Origin of the sequence: Streptomyces sp. NBC_01214 (assembly GCF_026340975.1) — a bacterium.
In the GTDB taxonomy this organism is placed as follows: Bacteria; Actinomycetota; Actinomycetes; order Streptomycetales; family Streptomycetaceae; genus Streptomyces.
Genome location: NZ_JAPEOS010000001.1, coordinates 1,046,392 through 1,066,072, shown reverse-complemented (window position 1 = coordinate 1,066,072; position 19,681 = coordinate 1,046,392). Strand labels below are relative to the sequence as shown.

18 protein-coding genes and 1 tRNA gene are annotated in these 19,681 nt (G+C 71.6%); 8 read left to right on the top strand and 11 right to left on the bottom strand.

The window, feature by feature from the left end; genetic code table 11:
* Positions 1–184 precede the first annotated feature (184 nt).
* Positions 185–925, top strand: a complete 741-nt coding sequence (locus tag OG594_RS05195) for a MerR family transcriptional regulator (RefSeq protein ID WP_266595617.1) — start codon at positions 185–187, stop codon at positions 923–925.
* On the opposite strand, the gene OG594_RS05190 is transcribed toward OG594_RS05195, so the two are convergent.
* Complete coding sequence (locus tag OG594_RS05190; protein ID WP_266595615.1) at positions 907–1,710, bottom strand: exodeoxyribonuclease III; 804 nt, start codon at positions 1,708–1,710, stop codon at positions 907–909. The genes OG594_RS05195 and OG594_RS05190 overlap by 19 nt on opposite strands.
* 38 nt (positions 1,711–1,748) lie before the next feature.
* Between OG594_RS05190 and OG594_RS05185 the strand changes: the two genes are divergently transcribed.
* Positions 1,749–2,237, top strand: a complete 489-nt coding sequence (locus OG594_RS05185; protein ID WP_266595613.1) for a GNAT family N-acetyltransferase — start codon at positions 1,749–1,751, stop codon at positions 2,235–2,237.
* Between the two features lie 202 nt (positions 2,238–2,439).
* On the opposite strand, the gene OG594_RS05180 is transcribed toward OG594_RS05185, so the two are convergent.
* A complete protein-coding gene (locus OG594_RS05180) occupies positions 2,440–3,810 on the bottom strand; it encodes a CoA transferase (protein ID WP_266595611.1) in 1,371 nt (456 codons plus the stop codon).
* 103 nt (positions 3,811–3,913) lie between these two features.
* Here OG594_RS05180 and OG594_RS05175 point away from each other — a divergent pair, with 103 nt between their 5' ends.
* Positions 3,914–4,900, top strand: coding sequence for an aldo/keto reductase (locus OG594_RS05175; protein ID WP_266595609.1), 987 nt, complete (start codon positions 3,914–3,916; stop codon positions 4,898–4,900).
* A 33-nt stretch (positions 4,901–4,933) separates the two neighbouring features.
* Positions 4,934–5,464: a hypothetical protein gene (locus tag OG594_RS05170; RefSeq protein ID WP_266595607.1), complete on the top strand. Its 531-nt coding sequence runs from the start codon at positions 4,934–4,936 to the stop codon at positions 5,462–5,464.
* 24 nt (positions 5,465–5,488) lie between these two features.
* Here OG594_RS05170 and OG594_RS05165 read toward each other — a convergent pair whose 3' ends face one another.
* The 8 genes from OG594_RS05165 to galU all read right to left on the bottom strand — a co-directional run bounded on the left by OG594_RS05165 (position 5,489) and on the right by galU (position 12,146).
* On the bottom strand, positions 5,489–6,610 hold the full coding sequence (locus OG594_RS05165) for a hypothetical protein (RefSeq protein ID WP_266595605.1): 1,122 nt from the start codon (positions 6,608–6,610) through the stop codon (positions 5,489–5,491).
* Positions 6,611–6,744: 134 nt separating this feature from the next.
* Positions 6,745–6,818 (bottom strand) — tRNA-Ala (locus OG594_RS05160).
* A 78-nt stretch (positions 6,819–6,896) separates the two neighbouring features.
* Positions 6,897–7,925, bottom strand: coding sequence for a gephyrin-like molybdotransferase receptor GlpR (glpR, locus tag OG594_RS05155; protein WP_266595603.1), 1,029 nt, complete (start codon positions 7,923–7,925; stop codon positions 6,897–6,899).
* Positions 7,926–8,105: 180 nt separating this feature from the next.
* The gene (locus OG594_RS05150) at positions 8,106–8,714 is read right to left on the bottom strand and encodes a GNAT family N-acetyltransferase (protein WP_266595601.1); all 609 of its coding nucleotides are present in this window, start codon (positions 8,712–8,714) and stop codon (positions 8,106–8,108) included.
* 17 nt (positions 8,715–8,731) lie between these two features.
* On the bottom strand, positions 8,732–9,235 hold the full coding sequence (locus OG594_RS05145; RefSeq protein WP_323185297.1) for a MogA/MoaB family molybdenum cofactor biosynthesis protein: 504 nt from the start codon (positions 9,233–9,235) through the stop codon (positions 8,732–8,734).
* A gap of 89 nt (positions 9,236–9,324) precedes the next feature.
* On the bottom strand, positions 9,325–9,804 hold the full coding sequence (gene moaC, locus OG594_RS05140; protein ID WP_030012065.1) for a cyclic pyranopterin monophosphate synthase MoaC: 480 nt from the start codon (positions 9,802–9,804) through the stop codon (positions 9,325–9,327).
* Between the two features lie 73 nt (positions 9,805–9,877).
* Positions 9,878–11,239, bottom strand: coding sequence for a gephyrin-like molybdotransferase Glp (gene glp, locus OG594_RS05135; RefSeq protein WP_266595595.1), 1,362 nt, complete (start codon positions 11,237–11,239; stop codon positions 9,878–9,880).
* Positions 11,240–11,243: 4 nt separating this feature from the next.
* The gene (galU, locus tag OG594_RS05130; RefSeq protein ID WP_266595593.1) at positions 11,244–12,146 is read right to left on the bottom strand and encodes a UTP--glucose-1-phosphate uridylyltransferase GalU; all 903 of its coding nucleotides are present in this window, start codon (positions 12,144–12,146) and stop codon (positions 11,244–11,246) included.
* Positions 12,147–12,208: 62 nt separating this feature from the next.
* Between galU and OG594_RS05125 the strand changes: the two genes are divergently transcribed.
* Entirely contained in the window at positions 12,209–12,856 is a 648-nt protein-coding gene (locus tag OG594_RS05125) for a 5-formyltetrahydrofolate cyclo-ligase (protein ID WP_266595591.1), read from the top strand.
* A 23-nt stretch (positions 12,857–12,879) separates the two neighbouring features.
* On the opposite strand, the gene OG594_RS05120 is transcribed toward OG594_RS05125, so the two are convergent.
* Positions 12,880–15,738 carry a penicillin acylase family protein gene (locus OG594_RS05120; RefSeq protein WP_266595589.1) on the bottom strand — a complete coding sequence of 953 codons (2,859 nt, stop codon included), beginning with the start codon at positions 15,736–15,738 and terminating at the stop codon, positions 12,880–12,882.
* A gap of 215 nt (positions 15,739–15,953) precedes the next feature.
* Between OG594_RS05120 and OG594_RS05115 the strand changes: the two genes are divergently transcribed.
* From OG594_RS05115 to OG594_RS05105, 3 genes are all read left to right on the top strand, one after another.
* Positions 15,954–17,477 (top strand): potassium/proton antiporter, encoded by a 1,524-nt coding sequence (locus OG594_RS05115; RefSeq protein WP_266602618.1) that lies wholly within the window; start codon positions 15,954–15,956, stop codon positions 17,475–17,477.
* Positions 17,478–17,866: 389 nt separating this feature from the next.
* On the top strand, positions 17,867–19,261 hold the full coding sequence (locus tag OG594_RS05110; RefSeq protein WP_266595587.1) for an MFS transporter: 1,395 nt from the start codon (positions 17,867–17,869) through the stop codon (positions 19,259–19,261).
* A gap of 67 nt (positions 19,262–19,328) precedes the next feature.
* Positions 19,329–19,649, top strand: coding sequence for an FmdB family zinc ribbon protein (locus OG594_RS05105; protein ID WP_266595585.1), 321 nt, complete (start codon positions 19,329–19,331; stop codon positions 19,647–19,649).
* The last annotated feature ends 32 nt before the right edge of the window (positions 19,650–19,681 follow it).

Here is a 19,681-nt window from a genome sequence, read left to right as displayed (position 1 = left end):
CGTGCCACCCATGCCCGCCGCCTTCCGCTCATCCGCAGTCCCAGCCACGCAACGCTCGCAACGCACCACACCATCGAAACACTGCCAGCAATTACTGGCACAATCGGGAGGGTAGAGCAGCCCAGTACTCATGGGTAGGGGGCGGACCCGGAAAGTTACTGCCGGTACGCCATAGGGTGCGTCTGTGGCGAAGGAAGAGACGCGAGCGAAGACGGTGCGCGAGTACCGCACGGAGGAACTGGCCGAAGCGGCCGGCATCCCGGTCCGCACCCTGCGCTTCTACCGCGAGCGCAAACTGCTCCCACCGCCCCGCCGCGAGGGGCGGATCGCCTGGTACGACGACCACCACCTGGCCCGGCTGCGCACCATCGCCGCCCTACTGGAACGCGGCCACACCCTCGGCGGCATCGCCGAGCTGACCGCCGCCTTCGAGAGCGGCCGCGACGTCGGCCAGCTCGGGGAGCTGCTCGGGATCGGCTGGTCCGAGGAGACCCCGGTCCGGCTCACCCCCGAGGCGCTGGCCGACTACTTCGAGGGCGAGGTCACCCCGGAGAACCTGGCGGCCTCCCTGGACCTCGGCTACCTCGCCGTCGACGGCGACGCGATCGTGCACGTCAGCCGCCGCCTGCTGGACGTCTCCTCGGCCCTGGTCCGCGAGGGCGTCCCGCTGGCGGCCGTCCTGGAGACCGGCCGCCGCGTCCGCGAGCACGCGGACGCGATGGCCCTGCTCTTCACCGAGCTGATATCGACCCACATCTCACCGGACGCGCTCACCCGGCTGCGCCCGCTGGCGAAGAGCGTGGTCGAGGCCGAGCTGACGATGGCGATGGACCGCCTGCTGGCCTCGGGCGGCGGCCCCGCCACCGCCGACACCGGCACCCGCTCCGACTCCGACTCCGACTCCGGTCAGGCACCCAGCTCGTAGACGACGGTCACGGGCGCGTGGTCGGACCAGCGCTCGGGGTGCGTCTCGGCCCGCTCCACGAAGGCCTTCACGGCCTTCGCCGCCAGCCCGGGAGTGGCCACCTGGAGGTCGATCCGCCAGCCGGCGTCGTTGTCGAAGGCCCGCCCGCGGTAGGACCACCAGGAGTACGGCCCCTCGGTGTCCGGGTGGAGTTCCCGCACCACGTCGACGTAGCCCGCGTCCGAGTACACCTTGCCGAGCCACTCCCGCTCCTCGGGGAGGAAGCCCGCGTTCTTCCGGTTCGTCTTCCAGTTCTTGAGGTCGGCCTCCTGGTGGCAGATGTTCCAGTCACCGCACACCACGACCTCGCGGCCGTCGGCGGCGGCCCGCACCTTCAGCGCCGCCAGGTACGTCAGGAACTCCTCCATGAACCGGTACTTCTCGTCCTGCTTCTCCGTCCCGGCCTCGCCCGAGGGCAGGTAGAGGCTGGCCACGGTCACCCCCGGGAGGTCGATCTCCAGGTACCGTCCGGCGGTGTCGAATTCCTCACTGCCGAATCCGACCTGCACGCGCTCGGGCGCCCGCCGCGTGTAGAGCGCGACCCCGGCCCGCCCCTTGGCGGCGGCCGGCGCGAAGACGGTGTGCCAGCCCGCGGGGGTCCGCACGTCCGCCGGGATCTGCCCCTCCTCGGCCCGTACCTCCTGCAGGCAGACCACATCGGCGTCGGATCCCTCGAGCCACGCCCCGAAGCCCTTCTTGGCGGCGGCGCGGATCCCATTCACATTCACGGAGGTCACTGTGAGCATCCCAGCACCATAGCGGGAGGGTTCCGTACGATATTCGAATGTCTCACCGGATAGACCTCCGCACCGTGCCGTACGACCACCCGGACGCGATCAAACTCAATGACCAGGTCCAGCTGGAGTACCAGGAGCGGTACGACGGTGAGGGCGACGCCACCTTCCTGGACCCGGCGATGTTCGTCCCGCCGCGCGGCCTGTACCTCCTGGCGTACGACGCCACGGGCACCGCGGTGGCGAGCGGCGGCTGGCGCACCCAGGACGAGAACGACGAGGGCTACGCGGACGGCGACGCGGAGCTCAAGCGCATGTACGTCGTCCCGGAGGCCCGGGGCCTCGGCCTCGCACGCCGCATCCTGGCGGTCCTGGAGGCGGACGCCCGCTCGGCGGGCCGCCACCGCATGGTCCTCGAAACGGGCGACCAGCAGCCGGAAGCGATAGCCCTGTACCTCTCCTCGGGCTACGCCCTGTCCGCGAAGTTCGGCCACTACCGCTTCTACGACTCCAGCCGCTGCATGACGAAACCCCTCTGACCCCACCCAGCCCCGCCGGCGCTCGAGGCGCCCCTTCAGCCCCGCCGGCGTTTGAGGCGCCCCTTCAGCCCCGCCGGCGTTTGAGGCGCCCCTTCAGCCCCGCCGGCGTTTGAGGCGCCCCTTCAGCCCCGCCGGCGCTCGAGGCGCGGGGGTCCGGGGGCAGCGCCCCCGGCAACGGCGCCGCACCCGCCCCGCCGCCGCCCTACCGCGGGAGCCAAACGGCCCGGTCCGTCCCCCACCGGGACGGCCCCGCCCCCCACTCCCCGAAGGGACCGGCGGCGTGCCGCAACACCCCGTACCCCGACGGAGTCACCCGCAGCCACGGCTCCGCCGCATACCCCGATGCCCCCGCACCCCCACCCGCACCCCCACCCGCCCCCGCTCGGGAGAGCCCCCGCACCAGCCACGACCCCGTCCCGGCGAGGGAGAACCGCAGCCCCCGCCCACCCCCCTCCGCCAGCGCCCGCAGCACGCCGGCCGCCATCAGGTACCCCGTCCCGTGGTCCAGCGCCTGCGCCGGCAGCACCCCGGGTTCCCCGCCCGGCCCGGCACACGCCGCGGCGATCCCGTACCCCGCCTGCACCAGCGAGTCGAACCCCCGCCGCCCCGCCCACGGCCCCCGCGCCCGCCACCCCCACGCGCACAGCTCGGCCACCACCAGGCCCGGCCACCGTTCCAGCAGCTCCCGCGCCCCGAACCCGTACTGCTCCAGGGCCCCCGGCCGGTAGCCCGTCACCACCACGTCGGCCTCGGCGAGCAGCCCCTCGAAGACGGCCCGGTCCCCCGCCCCCGCCAGGTCCAGCAGCGCCGACCGCTTCCCGAAGCCGGTGTCCGCGTACGCGTCGTCCGCCTCCGGCAGCCCCGGCGGGTCGATCCGCAGCACGTCCGCCCCCAGCATCCCGAGCGTGCGCGTCGCGACGGGACCGGCGATGACCCGGGTCAGGTCCAGCACCCGCACCCCCGCGGCGGGCCGGCCGGCCGGGGCGGCGCCCAGTGCCCGTCCCCGCGCCCCCGATTCCCGTACGGGCTCCATCAGCGGCTGTGGATCCCCGTACTCCCGGGCGACGGCGACGGCGAGTCCGCCCTCCCCGTACGCGAGCTCCTGCACCTCGACGGCCGTCCGGCCCAGGGTCGCGGCGCGCAGCGCCTCCGGTGTCGCCGACGGCAGCCGCAGCGCCCGTACCAAGGCGGCTTCGTGGTGCGGATAGTTGGCGTGCGTGCGCACCCAGCCGTCCGCCGTCCGCCAGAAGCCGGACAACGGCGCGAAGGTCACCGGTGCGCGCCCTTCGACCCGCAGGTGCCGCTCGCTGACGAACGCCGTCGCCACCGCGCCCTCGTCCACCACCAGCGGGGCCGCGTCCGCCGCCCCGCCCCCGGCCCGCACCGCTGCCAGTTCGGCTGCGGCCAGCCCGCACGCCCCGACGGTCGCGCGCGCCAACTCGGCTACCGGAAGCGGCCCTTCCGTAAGGTCGCCGACCCCGCGGTAGCGCACCCGCCCGACGAGCTCGGGCGCCCCGCCGAGCGCCTCCCAGGCCTGGGCCGTTCCGCCGTCCCGTTCCTCACCGATCGTCATGGACCCATGATCGCCCGCCCGATCCGCTTATCCCGTTGCCCGGAGGGAGTTCCTCGACGATCATCCGTCGACAGATCCCTGCCGAGCGAGAGGCACCATCGCCGTGAAATACCGCGTCATCGGAACCGCCGCCGAGACCCGCCGCGAAGTGAGCGTGCTGAGCCTGGGCACGATGCCCTTCAGCACCACCGTCGACGAGGCCACCTCGTACGCGATCCTCGACCGTTTCGCGGAAGCGGGCGGCACCTTCATCGACACCTCCAACAACTACGCCTTCTGGGTCAACGGCACCCAGGGCGGCGAGAGCGAGGCACTGGTCGGCCGCTGGCTGCGCAGCCGGGGGGTCGGGGACGGGATCACCGTCGCCACCAAGCTCGGGGCCCGCCCCAACCAGCCGACCAGCGGCTTCAGTCTGGACGTGGAGGGCCTGTCCGCGAAGGTCATCCGGGAGTCCGCGGAGCGCAGCCGGGAGCGGCTCGGCATCGAGCGCATCCACCTGCTGTACGCGCACATCATGGATGAGAAGACCCCCCTGGAGGAGACGGTCCAGGGGTTCGCCGAGGTCGTCGCGGACGGCACGGCGGGCCTGCTCGGCGCCAGCAACCACTGGGCCTGGCGGGTGGAGCGCGCCCGTGCGCTGGCCGCGGCGGCCGGCGTACCCGGCTACGAGGTGCTCCAGCACCACCACAGCTACCTGCGCCAGCGCACGGACGTCCCCAGCCTGCGCTCGCCGGACGGCAACCAGGGCCTGGTCAGCGGCGACCTGCTCAGCTACCTCCGGGACAACCCGTCGCTGACGCAGGTCTCGTACTCCCCGCTGATCGCCGGCGCCTACGTCCGCGACGACAAGCCGCTGGGGCCGGGCTTCGACCACGCCGGCACCGAACCGCGCCTGCGCGCGGTCCGCGAGGTGGCCGCCGAGACCGGGGCCACCGTCAACCAGGTGGTGCTGTCCTGGCTGATGGGCGGGGACGTCCCGGTGCTCCCCCTCGTCGGGGCCTCTTCCGTGGCCCAGCTGGAGGAGAACCTGGCCGCGGTGGACCTCGACCTGACCCCGGACCAGCGCGCGAAGCTCGACGCGACCAACTGACCTCTTGTCAGTGGGAGCCCCTACGGTGCTGACGTGCCGAACTCCTATACGACCTTGTGGACCAACGACCTGTGCCGAGAGCTCGAACGCACGGGCCGTGCCGGCCAGCGCCTCACGATGCTGTTCGGCGGCCCGCACCAGTCGCTGCCGAGCTTCGTACGGGCGGGCGTCCGGCCCGGCGACACCGTCTTCCCCGTCCGGGCCTTCCGCAAGCGGCTCCACGTGCTGGGAGCCATGGAGGTGTCGCGGATCATCCCCTACGAGAACGCCGGGTCCGAGCTCCACGACGACGACTACGCGAAGCTGTTGGACTGGCGGACGCTGAAGGCGGGCTGCGTCACCGAGGTGCTGCTCGGACCGCCCGGTTCCGCGCTCGGGTTCGACGCGGCCATCCCGGCCGATCTGCTGGAACGGCTCACCTACACCTCCCGCCGCGGTGAACGCACCCTCAAGCACGTCGTGGACGGCGAACTGGTCCACTCCATCAGCGTCCAGGGCGTCTACCGGCTCGCCGCCGACTCGGCCGCCGAGCTCCGCCGACTCGTCCTGGAGCGCAGCCGGTGACCGGCGGGCGGCGTGCTGGTGCGCTCACTCGATCCCGGCGGCGGCCCTCAGGCGGTCCAGGACGTCCTGGGGGGTGATCAGGTACGACTTGCCCGTGATGGACCGCTCGTAGGAGGAGCGGACCTGCTTCCACAGCGCGCAGGCCTCCCGCCCCGTGACGGCCAGTGCGTCCTGCATCCGCGGGTCGAACAGGTCGTAGTAGTGGAGGGTGAGACCGGGTTCCACGGTCTCCGGGATGCGGGCCGCGCCCTCCTTCTCGTGGTTCGCGAGGACGCTGATCACGTGCGCCACGTGGATCGCGGGCAGGCGGCCCTGCGGGGCGCCCGGGTGCTGGAAGGCGTGCTGCCAGAGGTAGGAGTCGGTGTCCGGGCTGGCCTCGACCGGGGTCGCGGCCAGCCGGCCGAGGTGGTCGTGGAGGGATCCGCCGGAGCTGACCGTGCCGCCCAGCACGTGCCGGATCCTTTCGAGCAGGCGGTCGTCGTCGTCCGGCGTCTCGTGTTCGCGTCGCGCCTGCTCGACGGCGTGCTCCTGGTACAGGTCCGGAAGCCACTCCGGCAGGTCGCTGGCCCCGGACACCTCCCGCGGCGCGACGCCGGCCATGTCCGCCGGGGCGTGCGCGTCGAGGCGGACCAGCACGCGGCCGGGGATCTTGGTGAACAGCGGGCCGTCCGGGTCCAGTCCGTGCGAGCCGTTCATCCACAGGCGCAGGTGCGGGCCTTCCTCGCCCCCGGGCCGCCAGATCGCCTCCGGGACCTCGGCGTCGTCCTGCGTGACGCGGACGGGAGGGCCGATCCGCCGCGCGACGGCGTCCACGTACTCCCGCCAGGCGGTGCGCGCCCGGGCGAGGACCTCCGGGTTCTCCGGGGCGCTCTCCGCCTCGATCGCGCACGGCGCATAGCGCGCCAGCCGCACCGGGTTGAGGAAGTTGCGTCCCTTTCCGTACAGCTCGAAGGCGTTGCCGGAACGGCTGTGCACCGTGAGGACGGAATCGATCTCGATCGTGGTGAAGAACCTGACCTCTTCCATCCACGCGGCGATCCCGCTCTCCCGGACCGGCGGACCGGACCACAGCGTCGGGTCCGGCAGTCCTATGAAGAGGGCCGCGTCCCGGAGTTGGGCCGCTTCGTGCTGCCATGCAACGCGCACAGTTCTTCTCCCCGTTGAATGATCAATTACTGATCATCCTAGGGTCGCCCCCGGAAACGCCGAGATCCCGCCAGGTCTTTCGACCGGACGGGATCTCGTGACGTTCACGAGAGCTACTCGCGAACTGTCGTCTGTGGACCTGTGGGGATTTGAACCCCAGACCCCCTCGATGCGAACGAGGTGCGCTACCAGACTGCGCCACAGGCCCTTGCGACGTGTGAAACATTAGCATCCCCTCGCGGGTGCTCCAAAACCGATATCCCGGAGCGTCCGCGCAGGTCACCGATCACTCGTTCGCGGCGCGCGGGCGGTCTTCGCCCTCGTACTGGTCGAACAGCGGGGTGCGGCCCTTCCCCTGGCCGCGCGGGCGCGGGGTGGTCTGGGGCTTCGGGTCCGGCTTGGGGGCCGCGGGCTGGGCGCGCAGGCGGGGTTCCGTCGGCTCGGCCGTGCTGGAGCGGGTCGCGCTCCAGGCGTCCGGTGCCGCCGGACCCGTGGCGCGGGGGGCCACCGGGGCGGTCACGTACGTCGGCAGCGGGACCGGGACCGGCTCCCAGCTGTCACCGCGGGCGGGGCCGCGTTCGCGCTCGCGCTGCTGGTCCACCCACTCCGCGTGGTCGGTCTGCTCGACCAGGGCGCGCCGTCCGGCCTCTTGCGGGGAAACCGGTGGCGCAGGGTCCGGTTCGGCGCCCGCCGCGGCCTCGGGCTCGCGGCGGCTCGGTCGGTTCTCCCGCAGGTGTCGCGCGGCCGCCTCGGCGCGCCGCCGGTCCATGGTGAACTCGTAGCGCCGCCGCTCCTGGACCCGCAGGTGCACGATGTAGGCGCTCAGCAGCAGGGCGGGAACGGCGGGGGCCCACAGGTAGTGCAGGCCGCCCACCGCGGCGACGACGGCGCCGAGGGTGAAGACCAGGAAGAGGAGTGCGGTGGTGCGCCGGCGGCGCGCGAGGACCTGGAGGCGCTGCTCGCGCCGGGCCCGCTCCGCGCGCTGCTCCCGTTCGACGGCGGCCGGCCTCGGCTCCGCCCTGGTCGGGGACACGCCGAAGGCCCGGGCGTCGGCGTCGACGGAATCGACTGTTTCCGTCGCGGCGTCCGGGTCCGCGTGGGGCTGGGGCTCCGCCTGCTCGTCACCACGCTCACGCAGCCCCTTGGCGTAACGCCGCTCCATTCCCGCCCGGCCGGAAAGCAGCCGAATGGCAGTGGAGAAGCGTTCCGTCGGACGGGCTTCGTTCAGCTCGTCCTGCCTCCGGAGCCACATGGGCACCAAGTAGGCGGCCCAGGCCCCGACAATGACTGCGTAGATGAGGCCGCTGCTGCTCACACCTCACACCGTAGAGGGATGCGGCCGAGGGGATCGGCCAATTGGGCCGGTGTGTCGCGCGATCTCGCTGATATCACGGACTTTTTTTGTGATTCTTCGGATCAGGTTATGGGCGAATCGGTTACCCGAGGCCATTAATTCGAACAGATATTCGCTTATCGAAGCTCCGGGTGGTCCCCGCTATTTCGGCGGGGACTGCGAGTGGCGCGCACGGTGCCAGCGGCGCAGCAGCCCCTCCGGGACCTCCTCCGCCGTCACCGCGTAGACGAGGTGGTCGCGCCAGGCCCCGTCGATGTGCAGGTAGCGCGGCCGCAGCCCCTCCTCGCGCAGGCCCAGCTTCTCCACGACCCGCCGGCTCGGAAGGTTCTCGGGACGGATGCACACCTCGATCCGGTGCAGGCCCACCTTCCTGAAGCAGTGGTCCACCGCCAGCGCGACCGCCGTCGGCATCACGCCCCGGCCCGCCACCTCGCGGTCCACCCAGTAGCCGATGTGGCCCGCGCACATCGAGCCCCAGGTGATCCCGGCGACCGTCAGCTGGCCCACCAGCCGGCCCTGGTACTCGATGACGAAGGGCAGCATCCGGCCCGCGTTCGCCTCCGCCCGCAGATGGCGGACCATCTGGCGGTACGTGGGCCGCTGGACCACCGGCCCCCACGGCGCGGGCGGCGGGATCGTGGCCTCCCACGGCCGGAGCCAGTCGCGGTTGCGCCGGTTGACCTCGCGCCAGGCCTTCTGGTCCCGCAGCTTTATCGGCCGGAGGGTGACGTCGCCGTCCGACAGGACCACCGGCCAGGTCGGGCCGTTCAGCTCGGGCTCCCGGAGGGCGGTACCGGTCTGGGGTGGTCGCCGCCCCGCATCTGGTCCACCGCGTGCGGCAGGACGCGGGAGAGGACGGCGAGGCCGTCGCGCACCCCGCCCGTGGAACCGGGGAGGTTGACGATGAGGGTGCGCCCGGCCACGCCCGCCAGACCCCGGGACAGGGCCGCGGTCGGCACCTTCGCGAGCCCTTCGGCGCGGATGGCCTGCGGGATGCCGGGGATCTCGTAGTCCAGCACCCGCGCGGTGGCGTCCGGGGTGCGGTCGGTCGGCGAGATCCCGGTTCCGCCGGTGGTCAGGATGACGTCGTACGCTGCGGCCACGCCCTCGCGCAGCGCCTGCTCCACGGGATCGCCGTCCGGGACGACCCGCGGGCCGTCCACCGTGAAGCCGAGCTCCTCCAGCGCCTCGGCCAGCAACGGCCCGCCCTTGTCCGCGTACACGCCCTGCGAGGCCCGGTTCGAGGCCGTGACGACCAGGGCCCGACCCAGCGGCTGCGGAGCGCCGGCCTCGGCAGTGGGGCCGTGGCCGTGGCTGTGGCTGTGGCTGTGGCTGTGGACCTCGCCGCCGCGCGGGGCGTTCACGAGCGGGCCCAGTCGCCGGACTTGCCGCCCGTCTTCTCCTCCACCCGGACGTCCGTGATGACCGCGCCCTTGTCGACCGCCTTCACCATGTCGATCACGGTGAGGCCGGCGACCGCGACCGCGGTCAGCGCCTCCATCTCGACGCCCGTGCGGTCGGTCGTCTTCACCGTGGCGAGGATCTCGACCGCGTCGTCGGCGACCCGCAGGTCCACCTTCACGCCCGAGACGGCCAGCGGGTGGCACAGCGGGATCAGGTCGGGGGTCTTCTTCGCGCCCATGATCCCGGCGATGCGCGCGGTGGCGAGGGCGTCGCCCTTGGGGACGCCCTCGCCGCGCAGCAGCTCGATCACCCGCGGGGCGACGAGTACGCGTCCGCTGGCCCGTGCCGTCCGGGTGGTGACGTCCTTCCCGGACACGTCGACCATCCGGGCCGCGCCGGCCTCGTCGATGTGGGTGAGCCTGCTTTCGGTACTCATTGCTGCGCCGCTCCGCTCTGGGCTCCCCAGGAGCCTGTGTGGTGCGACACACGCTACCCGCACCGGCCCGACTTCAGCCGAGCAGGATCACTTCCAGCTCGGTCCCCGGCTCCACCGAGGTGACCTCCTCCGGTACCACCATCAGGGAGTCGGCGTGCGCCAGCGCGGCGATCAGGTGGGAGCCCGATCCGCCGACCGGGCTGACCGTGCCGCTCTCGGCGTCGTACGCGCCGCGCAGGAACTGGCGGCGGCCGGCCGGGGAGCCGAGTGCCTTGTCGGCGCTCAGCACCGCGCGCACGCTCGGCCGCCGGACCTCGGACTCCGGCAGCCCCATGAGGGCGCGGATCGCGGGGCGCACGAACAGCTCGAAGGAGACGTACGAGGACACCGGGTTGCCGGGCAGTGCCAGCAGCGGGGTGTGGTCCGGGCCGATCGTGCCGAAGCCCTGCGGCTTGCCGGGCTGCATGGCGAGCTTGCGGAAGTCCACCCGGCCGCCGTCAGCCCCGCGGGCGGCCCCGCCGTCCGCGTCCTCGCCGGAGTGCCCGACCGAGGACAGCGCCTCCTTGACGACGTCGTACGCGCCGACGCTGACCCCGCCCGTGGTGACCAGGAGGTCGGCCCGGATCAGCTGGTCCTCGATGGTGGCGCGCAGGGTGTCGGCGTCGTCCGCGACGGCGCCGACCCGGTAGGCGATGGCGCCGGCGTCCCGCGCGGCCGCGGCCAGCGCGAAGCTGTTGGAGTCGTAGATGGTGCCCGACGTGAGCGCGTCGCCGGGCTGGACCAGCTCGCTGCCGGTGGACATGACCACCACGCGGGGGCGCGGACGCACCCGTACGGTGCCGCGGCCGATGGCGGCCAGCAGGGCGATCTGGGGCGGCCCGAGGACGGTGCCGGCCGCGAGGGCCAGGTCACCGGCCTGTACGTCGCTGCCGCGCGAGCGGACGTGCGCCCGTGCCTCGGCGGCGCGGTGCACCCGCACCTCGCCGCCCGCGTGCTCGGGGGCGGCGCTGGCCGGGGTCATCCCGGCGGCCGCGCCGCCGCCCGTGCCGCCGTCGGTCCACTCGACCGGTACGACGGCTTCCGCGCCGGGCGGCAGCGGGGCGCCGGTCATGATCCGGGCGGCCTCGCCGGGGCCGACGGTGGGCAGCTCACCGCTGCCCGCCGCGACGTCCCCGACGACGGTGAGCACCGCGGGAAACTCCTCGCTCGCACCCTGGACGTCGGCCGTTCGGACGGCGTAGCCGTCCATGGAGCTGTTGTCGAAGGGCGGGAGGGCGACGGGCACGGTCACGTCCTCGACCAGGACACAGCCCTGGGCGTCCAGCAGTTGGAGCTCGATGGGCTCCAACGGCCGGACGGCCGAGAGGACGTCCGCGAGGTGCTCGTCCACGGACCACAGACGGTGGCCGGTGTCCTGCGGTGCGGAACTGCTCAAGGTGCTACATCTCCTCCGTGACGTAACGGTGAAGCCAGGTGCGGAACTCGGGGCCCAGGTCCTCGCGCTCGCACGCGAGGCGGACGATGGCCCGCAGGTAGTCGCCGCGGTCCCCGGTGTCGTAGCGACGGCCCCGGAAGATCACGCCGTGCACCGGACCGCCGACGGTCTCGTCGGCGGCCAGCTTCTGCAGGGCGTCGGTGAGCTGGATCTCCCCACCGCGGCCCGGCTCGGTCTCCCGCAGTATGTCGAAGATCGCGGGGTTGAGGACGTAGCGTCCAATGACCGCGTAATTGCTGGGGGCGTCCTCGGGGTCCGGCTTCTCGACGAGGCCGGTGATGCGGACCACGTCGTCCTCGTCCGTGGCCTCGACGGCGGCGCAACCATAGAGGTGGACGTTGGCCGGGTCGACCTCCATCAGCGCGATGACGGTGCCGCCGGTGCGGGCGTAGATGTCGGCCATCTGGCGCAGCAGCGGGTCGCGCGGGTCGATGAGGTCGTCGCCGAGCAGGACGGCGAAGGGCTCGCGGCCGACGTGCGGCTCGGCGCACAGCACCGCGTGGCCGAGGCCCCGCGGGTCGCCCTGGCGGACGTAGTGCATGGTGGCCAGGTCGCTGGACTCCTGGACCTTCTTCAGGCGGTCGTCGTCGCCCTTGGCGATGAGGGCCGACTCCAGCTCGTAGTTCCGGTCGAAGTGGTCTTCCAGGGCACGCTTGTTACGCCCAGTGATCATGAGCACGTCGTCGAGCCCGGCTCCGACGGCCTCCTCGACCACGTACTGGATAGCCGGCTTGTCCACAACCGGGAGCATTTCCTTCGGGGTCGCCTTGGTCGCCGGAAGGAAGCGGGTGCCGAGGCCAGCGGCCGGAATCACGGCCTTCTTGATCACGGGGTGCAACATAGTCATGCCCCGAACGATAGTGGTCTTCCGTCGAACACCGGACGAGATCGCAGCACGTAGATACAGGTATGCCCCGATTCGGAAGGATATTTGATTTCCTCGTGGCCGAGAACCCGCCCACCGCCTCCGCCAAGGCCGAACTGCGCCGAGAACTGCTCGCCGCCCGCCGCGCCTTGTCCCCCGAGAACCGCCGTGCGGCGGCCGCCGCACTCGCCGTCAGCTCCTTCGAACTGCCCGAACTGGCCGGCGCCCGCACGGTGGCGGCGTACGTCTCGATCGGCACCGAACCCGGCACCCGGGAGCTCCTCGACGCCCTGCGCGCGGCCGGCAAGCGGGTGCTGCTCCCCCTGCTGCTGCCCGACAACGACCTCGACTGGGCGGCGTACGAAGGCCCGGCCACGCTCGCCGAGGCCGCCCACCCGGGCAAGATGCGGCTGCTGGAGCCGACCGGCCCCGCGCTCGGGCCGGACGCGGTCACCGGGGCCGACGCCGTCCTGCTGCCCGGTCTCGCGGTGGACGGCCGCGGCATGCGCCTCGGCCGCGGCGGGGGCTCCTACGACCGGGTGCTGGAGCGGCTGGAGCGCGCCGGGGCGCATCCCGCGCTGGTCGTGCTCCTCTACGACGACGAGGTGGTCGCGCGGGTCCCGGAGGAACCGCACGACCACCCCGTGCAGGCGGTGGCGACCCCGTCAGGGGTGCACCGCTTCAGTCCATGACGACCTGATCCGCGCCCCGGCCCTTACGAGCCTTCGGGCTTGAGGGTCAGGGTGTCGACCGTGGCCTTCTCGACGGCGTCCTTGCCGAAGGGCCACTCCAGCAGCTCGCCCTTGGCCCACATCGTCGTCTGGTCCGTGTAGTGCGCGTTGTACGCGTGCCCCGAGGCGCCCGTCAGGTTGATCCAGCGCGACTTGTCGAGGTCGTTGAGGTTCACGACCATCCGCATCGAGGGCACCCACGTGACCCCGTACCCGCTGGAGGCGTTCCAGCCGGTCGCGTTGACCGTGGCCTCGCCGCCGCCCACGTTCCACGGGCCGCGGTTGAGGAGCCACTGCATGAAGCCGGGGCCCTCGGTGCCGATCGTCTGGTTCTTCAGCGTCAGCTGGTGCAGCCGGCCCCAGCTCCAGGTGGACTGGTCCTTGCCGAGCTTGGCGGTCAGCTCCCACCGGGCGTCGCGCATGGCCCGGGCGAAGAGCTCGTCGCGGGTGGTGGCCGCCGGCTGGGTCACGGTCTGCGGCGAGGTCCACCACGGCGACTTCTCGTCCTTGACCAGGCGGCGGACCACCTCGAACCAGCGGTCGCCGCCGTCGGGCTGCGCCGAGTCGGCGTCGCGGGTGCCGCACTCGCGGACCGTCTTGGCGAGGTCGTCGGCCGGGCCGGTGCCGTTGCCGAGGACGTTCATGCAGCTGCCCTCGATCCTCAGCTCCTTGGGCATCTTGTCGCCGAAGGACAGCTTGAGGATGTTGCGCCACACCGCGTTGAAGTAGGCCGCGGCCGCGGAGTCGGGCTCCTGCGTGTAGTTCCAGCCGTCCAGCAGCTTCTGCGCGGCGCGCACGCCCGGGTCCGAGACCTCTATCTTCGCCAGCATCGGGGTCAGCAGCGCGGCGATCTCGCTGCTGTTGTCCATCTGCATGGTGCGCATGTCGTCGGTCGAGATCCGGCCGCCGTCCTTGATCTTCGCCTCGATGAGGTCGTTGATCCGCTGGCTGCGGGCGCCGTAGCCCCAGTCGGTGGTCAGCAGGTACGGGTACTTGCCCGCGCCGGTCCCGCTCTCCACGACGGCCTGGTTGGCGGTGACGATGTAGCCGCGGGACGGGTTGTAGTCCCAGGGCATCTCGTTCTGCGGGACGTAGCCGGTGTTGCTGTCCTTGCCGCCCTTCCAGGCGTACTTGGAGTCCCAGCCCGGGGCGGGCATCCGGCCGTCGTGCTGGCCGCGCATCGGGATGCGGCCCGGGGCCTGGTAGCCGATGTTGCCGTTGGTGCCCTTGTTGTCGGCGTAGATCAGGTTCTGCGACGGGACCTCGAAGTCGGCGGCCGCCTTGCGGAAGTCCTCGAAGTTCTTGGCCTTGTCGAGCTTGAAGACCGCGTCCATGGACTTGCCCGGGTCCAGCGCCGTCCAGCGCAGGGCGACGGCGTAGCCGTCACCGCGGTCGGGGGCGGCGCTGGCGACGGGGGCGCGGGTGCCGACCGTACCGAGCTGCTCGCTGCGGTCGGAGACGAGCGGGCCGTTGTTGGTGGTGCGGACGGTGATCTTCTTGCTGTCGCCGCCCGCGACCTTGATGACCTCTTCGCGGGTGGCGAAGGCGACCACCTTGCCGTCGTAGACGTAGCCCTCGGGCTTGACCTGCTCCAGGTAGAGGTCGGTGACGTCGGCACCGAGGTTGGTCATGCCCCAGGCGATGTCGGTGTTGTGGCCGATGACCACGCCGGGCATGCCGGAGAAGGTGTAGCCGGCCACGTCGTACTGGCACTGGGCCGAGACCGTGCGGCAGTGCAGGCCCATCTGGTACCAGACCGAGGGCAGCTGCGGGGACAGGTGCGGGTCGTTCGCGAGCAGCGGCTTGCCGGTGGTCGTGTACTGGCCGGAGACGACCCAGGAGTTCGAGCCAATGCCGCTGCCGTTGGGGCCGAGGATCGCGGGGATCTCGTCCAGGGTGTCGGCGAGCGCGGTCAGCTGGGTGCGCAGGCCCACGGTCGCGCCCTGGGCGGCGGCGTTGTCGGCCAGGCCGTTGGCCGGGCCCGTGACGGTCTGGGTCCCGACGGTGTTGGCGCCGCCGGAGCCGTTGCCCGAGCCGGTGCCGGTGCGCGAGCCGGTGCCCGAGCCGCTGCCCGCGGCGCCCTGCGGGGTGTACTTGCCGCCGTCGACCTTGCCGCCCTCGACGATCGGCTTGTTCCGTTCGAACGGGTACGGCGGGTAGAGCTCGTCGATCTGCGCCTGCGAGAGCTTGGTCGCCATCAGCGCGCGGTCGATCTCGTCCTGCATGTTGCCGCGCAGGTCCCACGCCATCGCCTTGAGCCAGGCCACCGAGTCCACCGGCGTCCACTGCTCGGGCTTGTAGTCGTCACTGAGCTTGAGCGCGGCGTGCTCGACGGAGAGGTCCTTGCCGGACTTCCCCTTCAGGTACGCGTTGACCCCGTCGGCGTAGGCCTGGAGATACTTCTTGGTCTCCGTCGAGAGCTTCTTGTCGAACTCCTCCTGCGCGACCTGGCGCCAGCCCAGCGTGCGCAGGAAGGCGTCGGTCTCGACCTGGCCGGAGCCGAACATCTCGGAGAGGCGGCCGGACGTCATGTGACGTCGTACGTCCATCTCCCAGAACCGGTCCTGCGCGTGCACGAAGCCCTGCGCGCGGAAGAGGTCGTCGTCGTTGTCTGCGTAGAGCTGGGGAATGCCGTGGGCGTCGCGCTTGACGTCGACGGTCCCGGTCAAGCCCGGCACCTTCAGGGAGCCGGTCGTCTGGGGGAAGGAGGCGCGCACGCTGTCCACGCTCCAGTACGCCCCGTAGCCGAGGCCCGCGAAGAGCGCCAGGACCAGGACGAGCACGATCAGACGGGCACGTCGCCCCTTCTTCTTGACGGGAGGAGCGGTTTCGTTGGCGGGCATCGCTGTCCTTAGAGGGGCAGGGTGGTCCTGGGAGTACTGGGAGCAACCATAGGCGCACGACCGCCTTCGTTGATCCGCCAGGGGTCGAGGTGCTGAGGACAGGGGGGAACAGGCGTTTCACAATGTGGTTATCACGTAAAGGGAGCGTCAAAGATTAGGTAAGGTAACGAACTACTTGCCGAACTTGTCGCCGGGAGGATCGATCCACCGGGCGCATTGAGGAGGGCCGCCCGCTGACTGTCCACACGCTCAATGAGCTCCTGCTGGTCTGCTCGCTCGTGCTGCTCGTCGCCGTGGCGGCGGTACGCATCTCTTCACGCAGCGGCCTCCCCAGCCTGCTCATCTACCTCGGCATAGGCATCGCCATAGGCCAGGACGGCATCGGTGACGTCGCGTTCGACAACGCCGAGCTGACCCAGGTCATCGGGTATGCCGCGCTCGTCGTGATCCTCGCCGAGGGTGGTCTGGGCACCAAGTGGAAAGAGATCAAGCCGGCGCTGCCGGCCGCGGTCATGCTGTCACTGGTGGGCGTAGCGGTCAGCGTGGGCGTGACGGCGGCGGGAGCGCATTACCTGGTCGGACTGGACTGGCGCCAGGCCCTGCTGATCGGCGCGGTCGTCTCCTCGACCGACGCGGCGGCCGTCTTCTCGGTGCTGCGCAAGGTGCCGCTGCCCGCCCGGATCACCGGCGTCCTGGAGGCCGAGTCCGGTTTCAACGACGCACCCGTCGTGATCCTGGTGGTGGCCTTCTCGACCGTCGGCCCGGTGGACGAGTGGTACGTCCTGATCGGCAAGATCGCCCTGGAGCTGGCGATCGGCGCCGCGATCGGCCTGACCGTGGGCTTCCTGGGCGCGTACGGGCTGCGGCACGTGGCGCTGCCCGCCTCCGGCCTCTACCCGATCGCCGTGATGGCCATCGCCATCGTGGCGTACGCGGCCGGTGCCATCGCGCACGGCTCCGGCTTCCTTGCGGTGTACCTGGCGGCGATGGTGCTCGGGAACGCGAAGCTTCCGCACTGGCCCGCCACTCGGGGCTTCGCGGACGGGCTCGGCTGGATCGCCCAGATCGGCATGTTCGTGCTGCTGGGCCTGCTGGTCACCCCGCACGAGCTGGTCCGCGACTTCTGGCCCGCCGTGGTCATCGGGCTGGTGCTGACGATGGTGGCGCGCCCCCTGGAGGTCTTCATCAGCCTGCTGCCCTTCCGGATCTCCTGGCAGGAGCAGGTGCTGATGTCGTGGGCGGGCCTGCGCGGGGCCGTGCCCATCATCCTGGCGACCATCCCGATGGTGTCCGGGATCGAGGGCAGCGACCGCGTCTTCAACATCGTCTTCGTGCTGGTCGTCGTCTACACCCTGGTGCAGGGGCCGACCCTGCCCTGGCTCGCGCGCAAGCTGAACCTCGGGAACGGGGACGAGGGCGCCCTCGACCTCGGGATCGAATCGGCGCCGCTGGAAAAGCTGCGCGGGCACCTGCTCTCCTTCTCCATCCCGCCGGCCTCGCGGATGCACGGCGTGGAGGTGAGCGAGCTGCGGCTGCCGCCGGGAGCGTCGGTCACACTGGTGGTCCGGGACGCGAAGAGCTTCGTACCGGCACCGTCGACCGTGCTGCGGCACGGGGACGAGCTGCTGGTGGTGGCCACGGATCCGGTGCGGGACGCGGCGGAGGCCCGGCTGCGGGCGGTGGCCCGGGGCGGCAAGCTCGCGGGGTGGCTGGGCACGGGCGGGCCCGTTTCGCGCTAGGGCGCCGCCGGAGGGGTGTGAGAGCGTCGTTCTCATTCGGCCGACTTGACTGAGATATGCCAGCTTTTGCCTGTTTTCCCGGGCTCTTTACATACGAAGCGGCCGTTAATCCCAGGTGAAGACACCCCCTGTCACCGAATTCACAGGGGGTGGTAGTGGCTTTCCCTGTACGATGAAGGCACACCAGATCGAACCAACTCTGCCTGACGCAGAGCTGGCGCGACCGCAAAGCGGCCGTGGCACCACCCCGAAGTGGGCGCCCAGGTATCACTCGGTTCTGCGCAAGAGGACAGCTCTCGGGGCTCCCACATGTACGGGTGCGGCCGCTCACAAGGCGAAGCACCGTCCGCAGACGGGGACGCTCTACCAGGCAGCGGAAAGGCAAGGCCGTGACATCCGCGGTCACGTCCGACACGTCCGCCCGCCCCGGCTACGGGCAGCTCCTGCGCACTCCCGGCGCCCTCGGCTTCGTACTCCCCGGCTTCGCAGCACGACTCCCCTTCGGCATGCTGACGATCAGCATCCTGCTGCTGGTCCAGCACACCACCGGTTCCTACGGCAGCGCCGGCATCGTCGCCGCCGTCACCGGCATCTCCATGGCGCTGTCCGCCCCCCTGATGGGCATCTTCACCGACCGCTTCGGCCAGACCGCCGTCCTGCTGCCCGTGGTCCTCGCGCACTCCGCCGCCGTCACCGGTCTGGCCGCGCTCGCGCTGCTGGACGCGCCGGTCTGGGCGCTGGCGCTGGCCGCCGTACCCACCGGTGCCTCGGTGCCGCAGGTCGGCCCGATGGTCCGGGCGCGCTGGGCCGCCACGCTGGAGGGCTCGCCGCTGCTGCCGACGGCCGCCGCCTTCGAGTCCGTCACCGACGAGTTCACCTTCGTCGTCGGCCCGGTGCTGGCGACCGCGCTGTGCACCGGCGTCCACCCGGCTGCCGGCCTGGTCACCGAGGCCGCGCTGACCCTGCTCGGCGGCCTGCTCTTCGCGGCCCAGCGGGCCAGCCAGCCCAAGACGCACGCCCCGTCGGTCACCGGCGAGAAGCGCGCCTTCGCGCTGTCGTTCCCCGGCCTGCGCGTCCTGATCTTCGCCTTCCTCGGGATCGGCGCCGTCTTCGGCGGCATGCAGGTCTCGCTCGCCGCCTTCTCCAACGAGATGGGCAACCCCGGCGCCAACGGCCTGCTCTACGGAGTCTTCGCCGCCGGCAACATGATCGCCGGTATCGCCATGGGCGCCATCGCCTGGAAGATCGGCCCGCGTCGCCGGCTGATCCTGGGCTACATCGGCCTCACCGCCGCCGCCTCCGTCCTGTGGGCGGCGAACTCGATGATCCTGCTGGGCGCGCTCGGCCTGGTCGTCGGCCTGTGCATCGCCCCGGCGCTGATCACCGGCTACACGATGGTCGAGCAGCTGATCCCCGCCAATGCGCGGACCGAGGCCTTCACCTGGCTGACCGGCTCGATCGCCTTCGGTCAGGCCATCGCCGTCATCCTGGCCGGCCGCCTGACGGACGCGCACGGATCCTCGTTCGGCTTCCTGGTGCCCATGGGTGCCACGGCCCTCGCACTGACCGCCCTGCTGGCGCTGCGCGCGAGGCTCGCCCCGAAGGGCCCGGGCCGGATCGTGAACGCCTCCGCGCAGGAGGACGCGCCCGCGGCCCCCGTGAAGACGGAGCCGACGGCCCCGGCGACGGCCCAGGCGACCGGCCGCACCACCCCCTCGACGGCCTCCCGTAACCGGGTGAACGAGCGTGGGATGGGTCACCGCGTGCCGGTGACGGTGGACTGATCCGCCGGAATACGTCACCATGGAGCGTCGTTAGCACTCATTGAGTCAGAGTGCCAGGAGGAAATTCGTGCCGACCTACCAGTACCAGTGCACCGAGTGCGGTGAGGGCCTTGAGGCCGTGCAGAAGTTCACCGATGACGCACTGACCGTGTGCCCGAGCTGCGACGGACGCCTGAAGAAGGTGTTCTCCGCGGTCGGCATCGTCTTCAAGGGCTCCGGTTTCTACCGGAACGACAGCCGTGGCGCGTCGTCGAGCAGCACCCCTGCCTCGAAGTCGTCGTCCAGCTCCTCGTCGTCCTCGACGTCGACCGCTGCCGCCGCTCCTGCCGCCTCGTCCTCCTCGACGTCGTCGAGTTCGTCGAGCAGCAGCTCCACGTCGGCCGCCTGATCGCTTCCCCCGAAGGCCCCGCAGCCCCAGCC

Bases quoted from the DNA above. Each gene is read 5' to 3' on its own strand.
- OG594_RS05125 (WP_266595591.1), top strand. From the start codon at position 12,209: ATGCCCCGATTCGGAAGGATATTTGATTTCCTCGTGGCCGAGAACCCG.
- OG594_RS05190 (WP_266595615.1), bottom strand. From the start codon at position 1,710: ATGCTCACAGTGACCTCCGTGAATGTGAATGGGATCCGCGCCGCCGCC.
- OG594_RS05120 (WP_266595589.1), bottom strand. From the start codon at position 15,738: ATGCCCGCCAACGAAACCGCTCCTCCCGTCAAGAAGAAGGGGCGACGT.
- moaC (WP_030012065.1), bottom strand. From the start codon at position 9,804: ATGAGTACCGAAAGCAGGCTCACCCACATCGACGAGGCCGGCGCGGCC.
- OG594_RS05185 (WP_266595613.1), top strand. From the start codon at position 1,749: ATGTCTCACCGGATAGACCTCCGCACCGTGCCGTACGACCACCCGGAC.
- OG594_RS05180 (WP_266595611.1), bottom strand. From the start codon at position 3,810: ATGACGATCGGTGAGGAACGGGACGGCGGAACGGCCCAGGCCTGGGAG.
- galU (WP_266595593.1), bottom strand. From the start codon at position 12,146: ATGACTATGTTGCACCCCGTGATCAAGAAGGCCGTGATTCCGGCCGCT.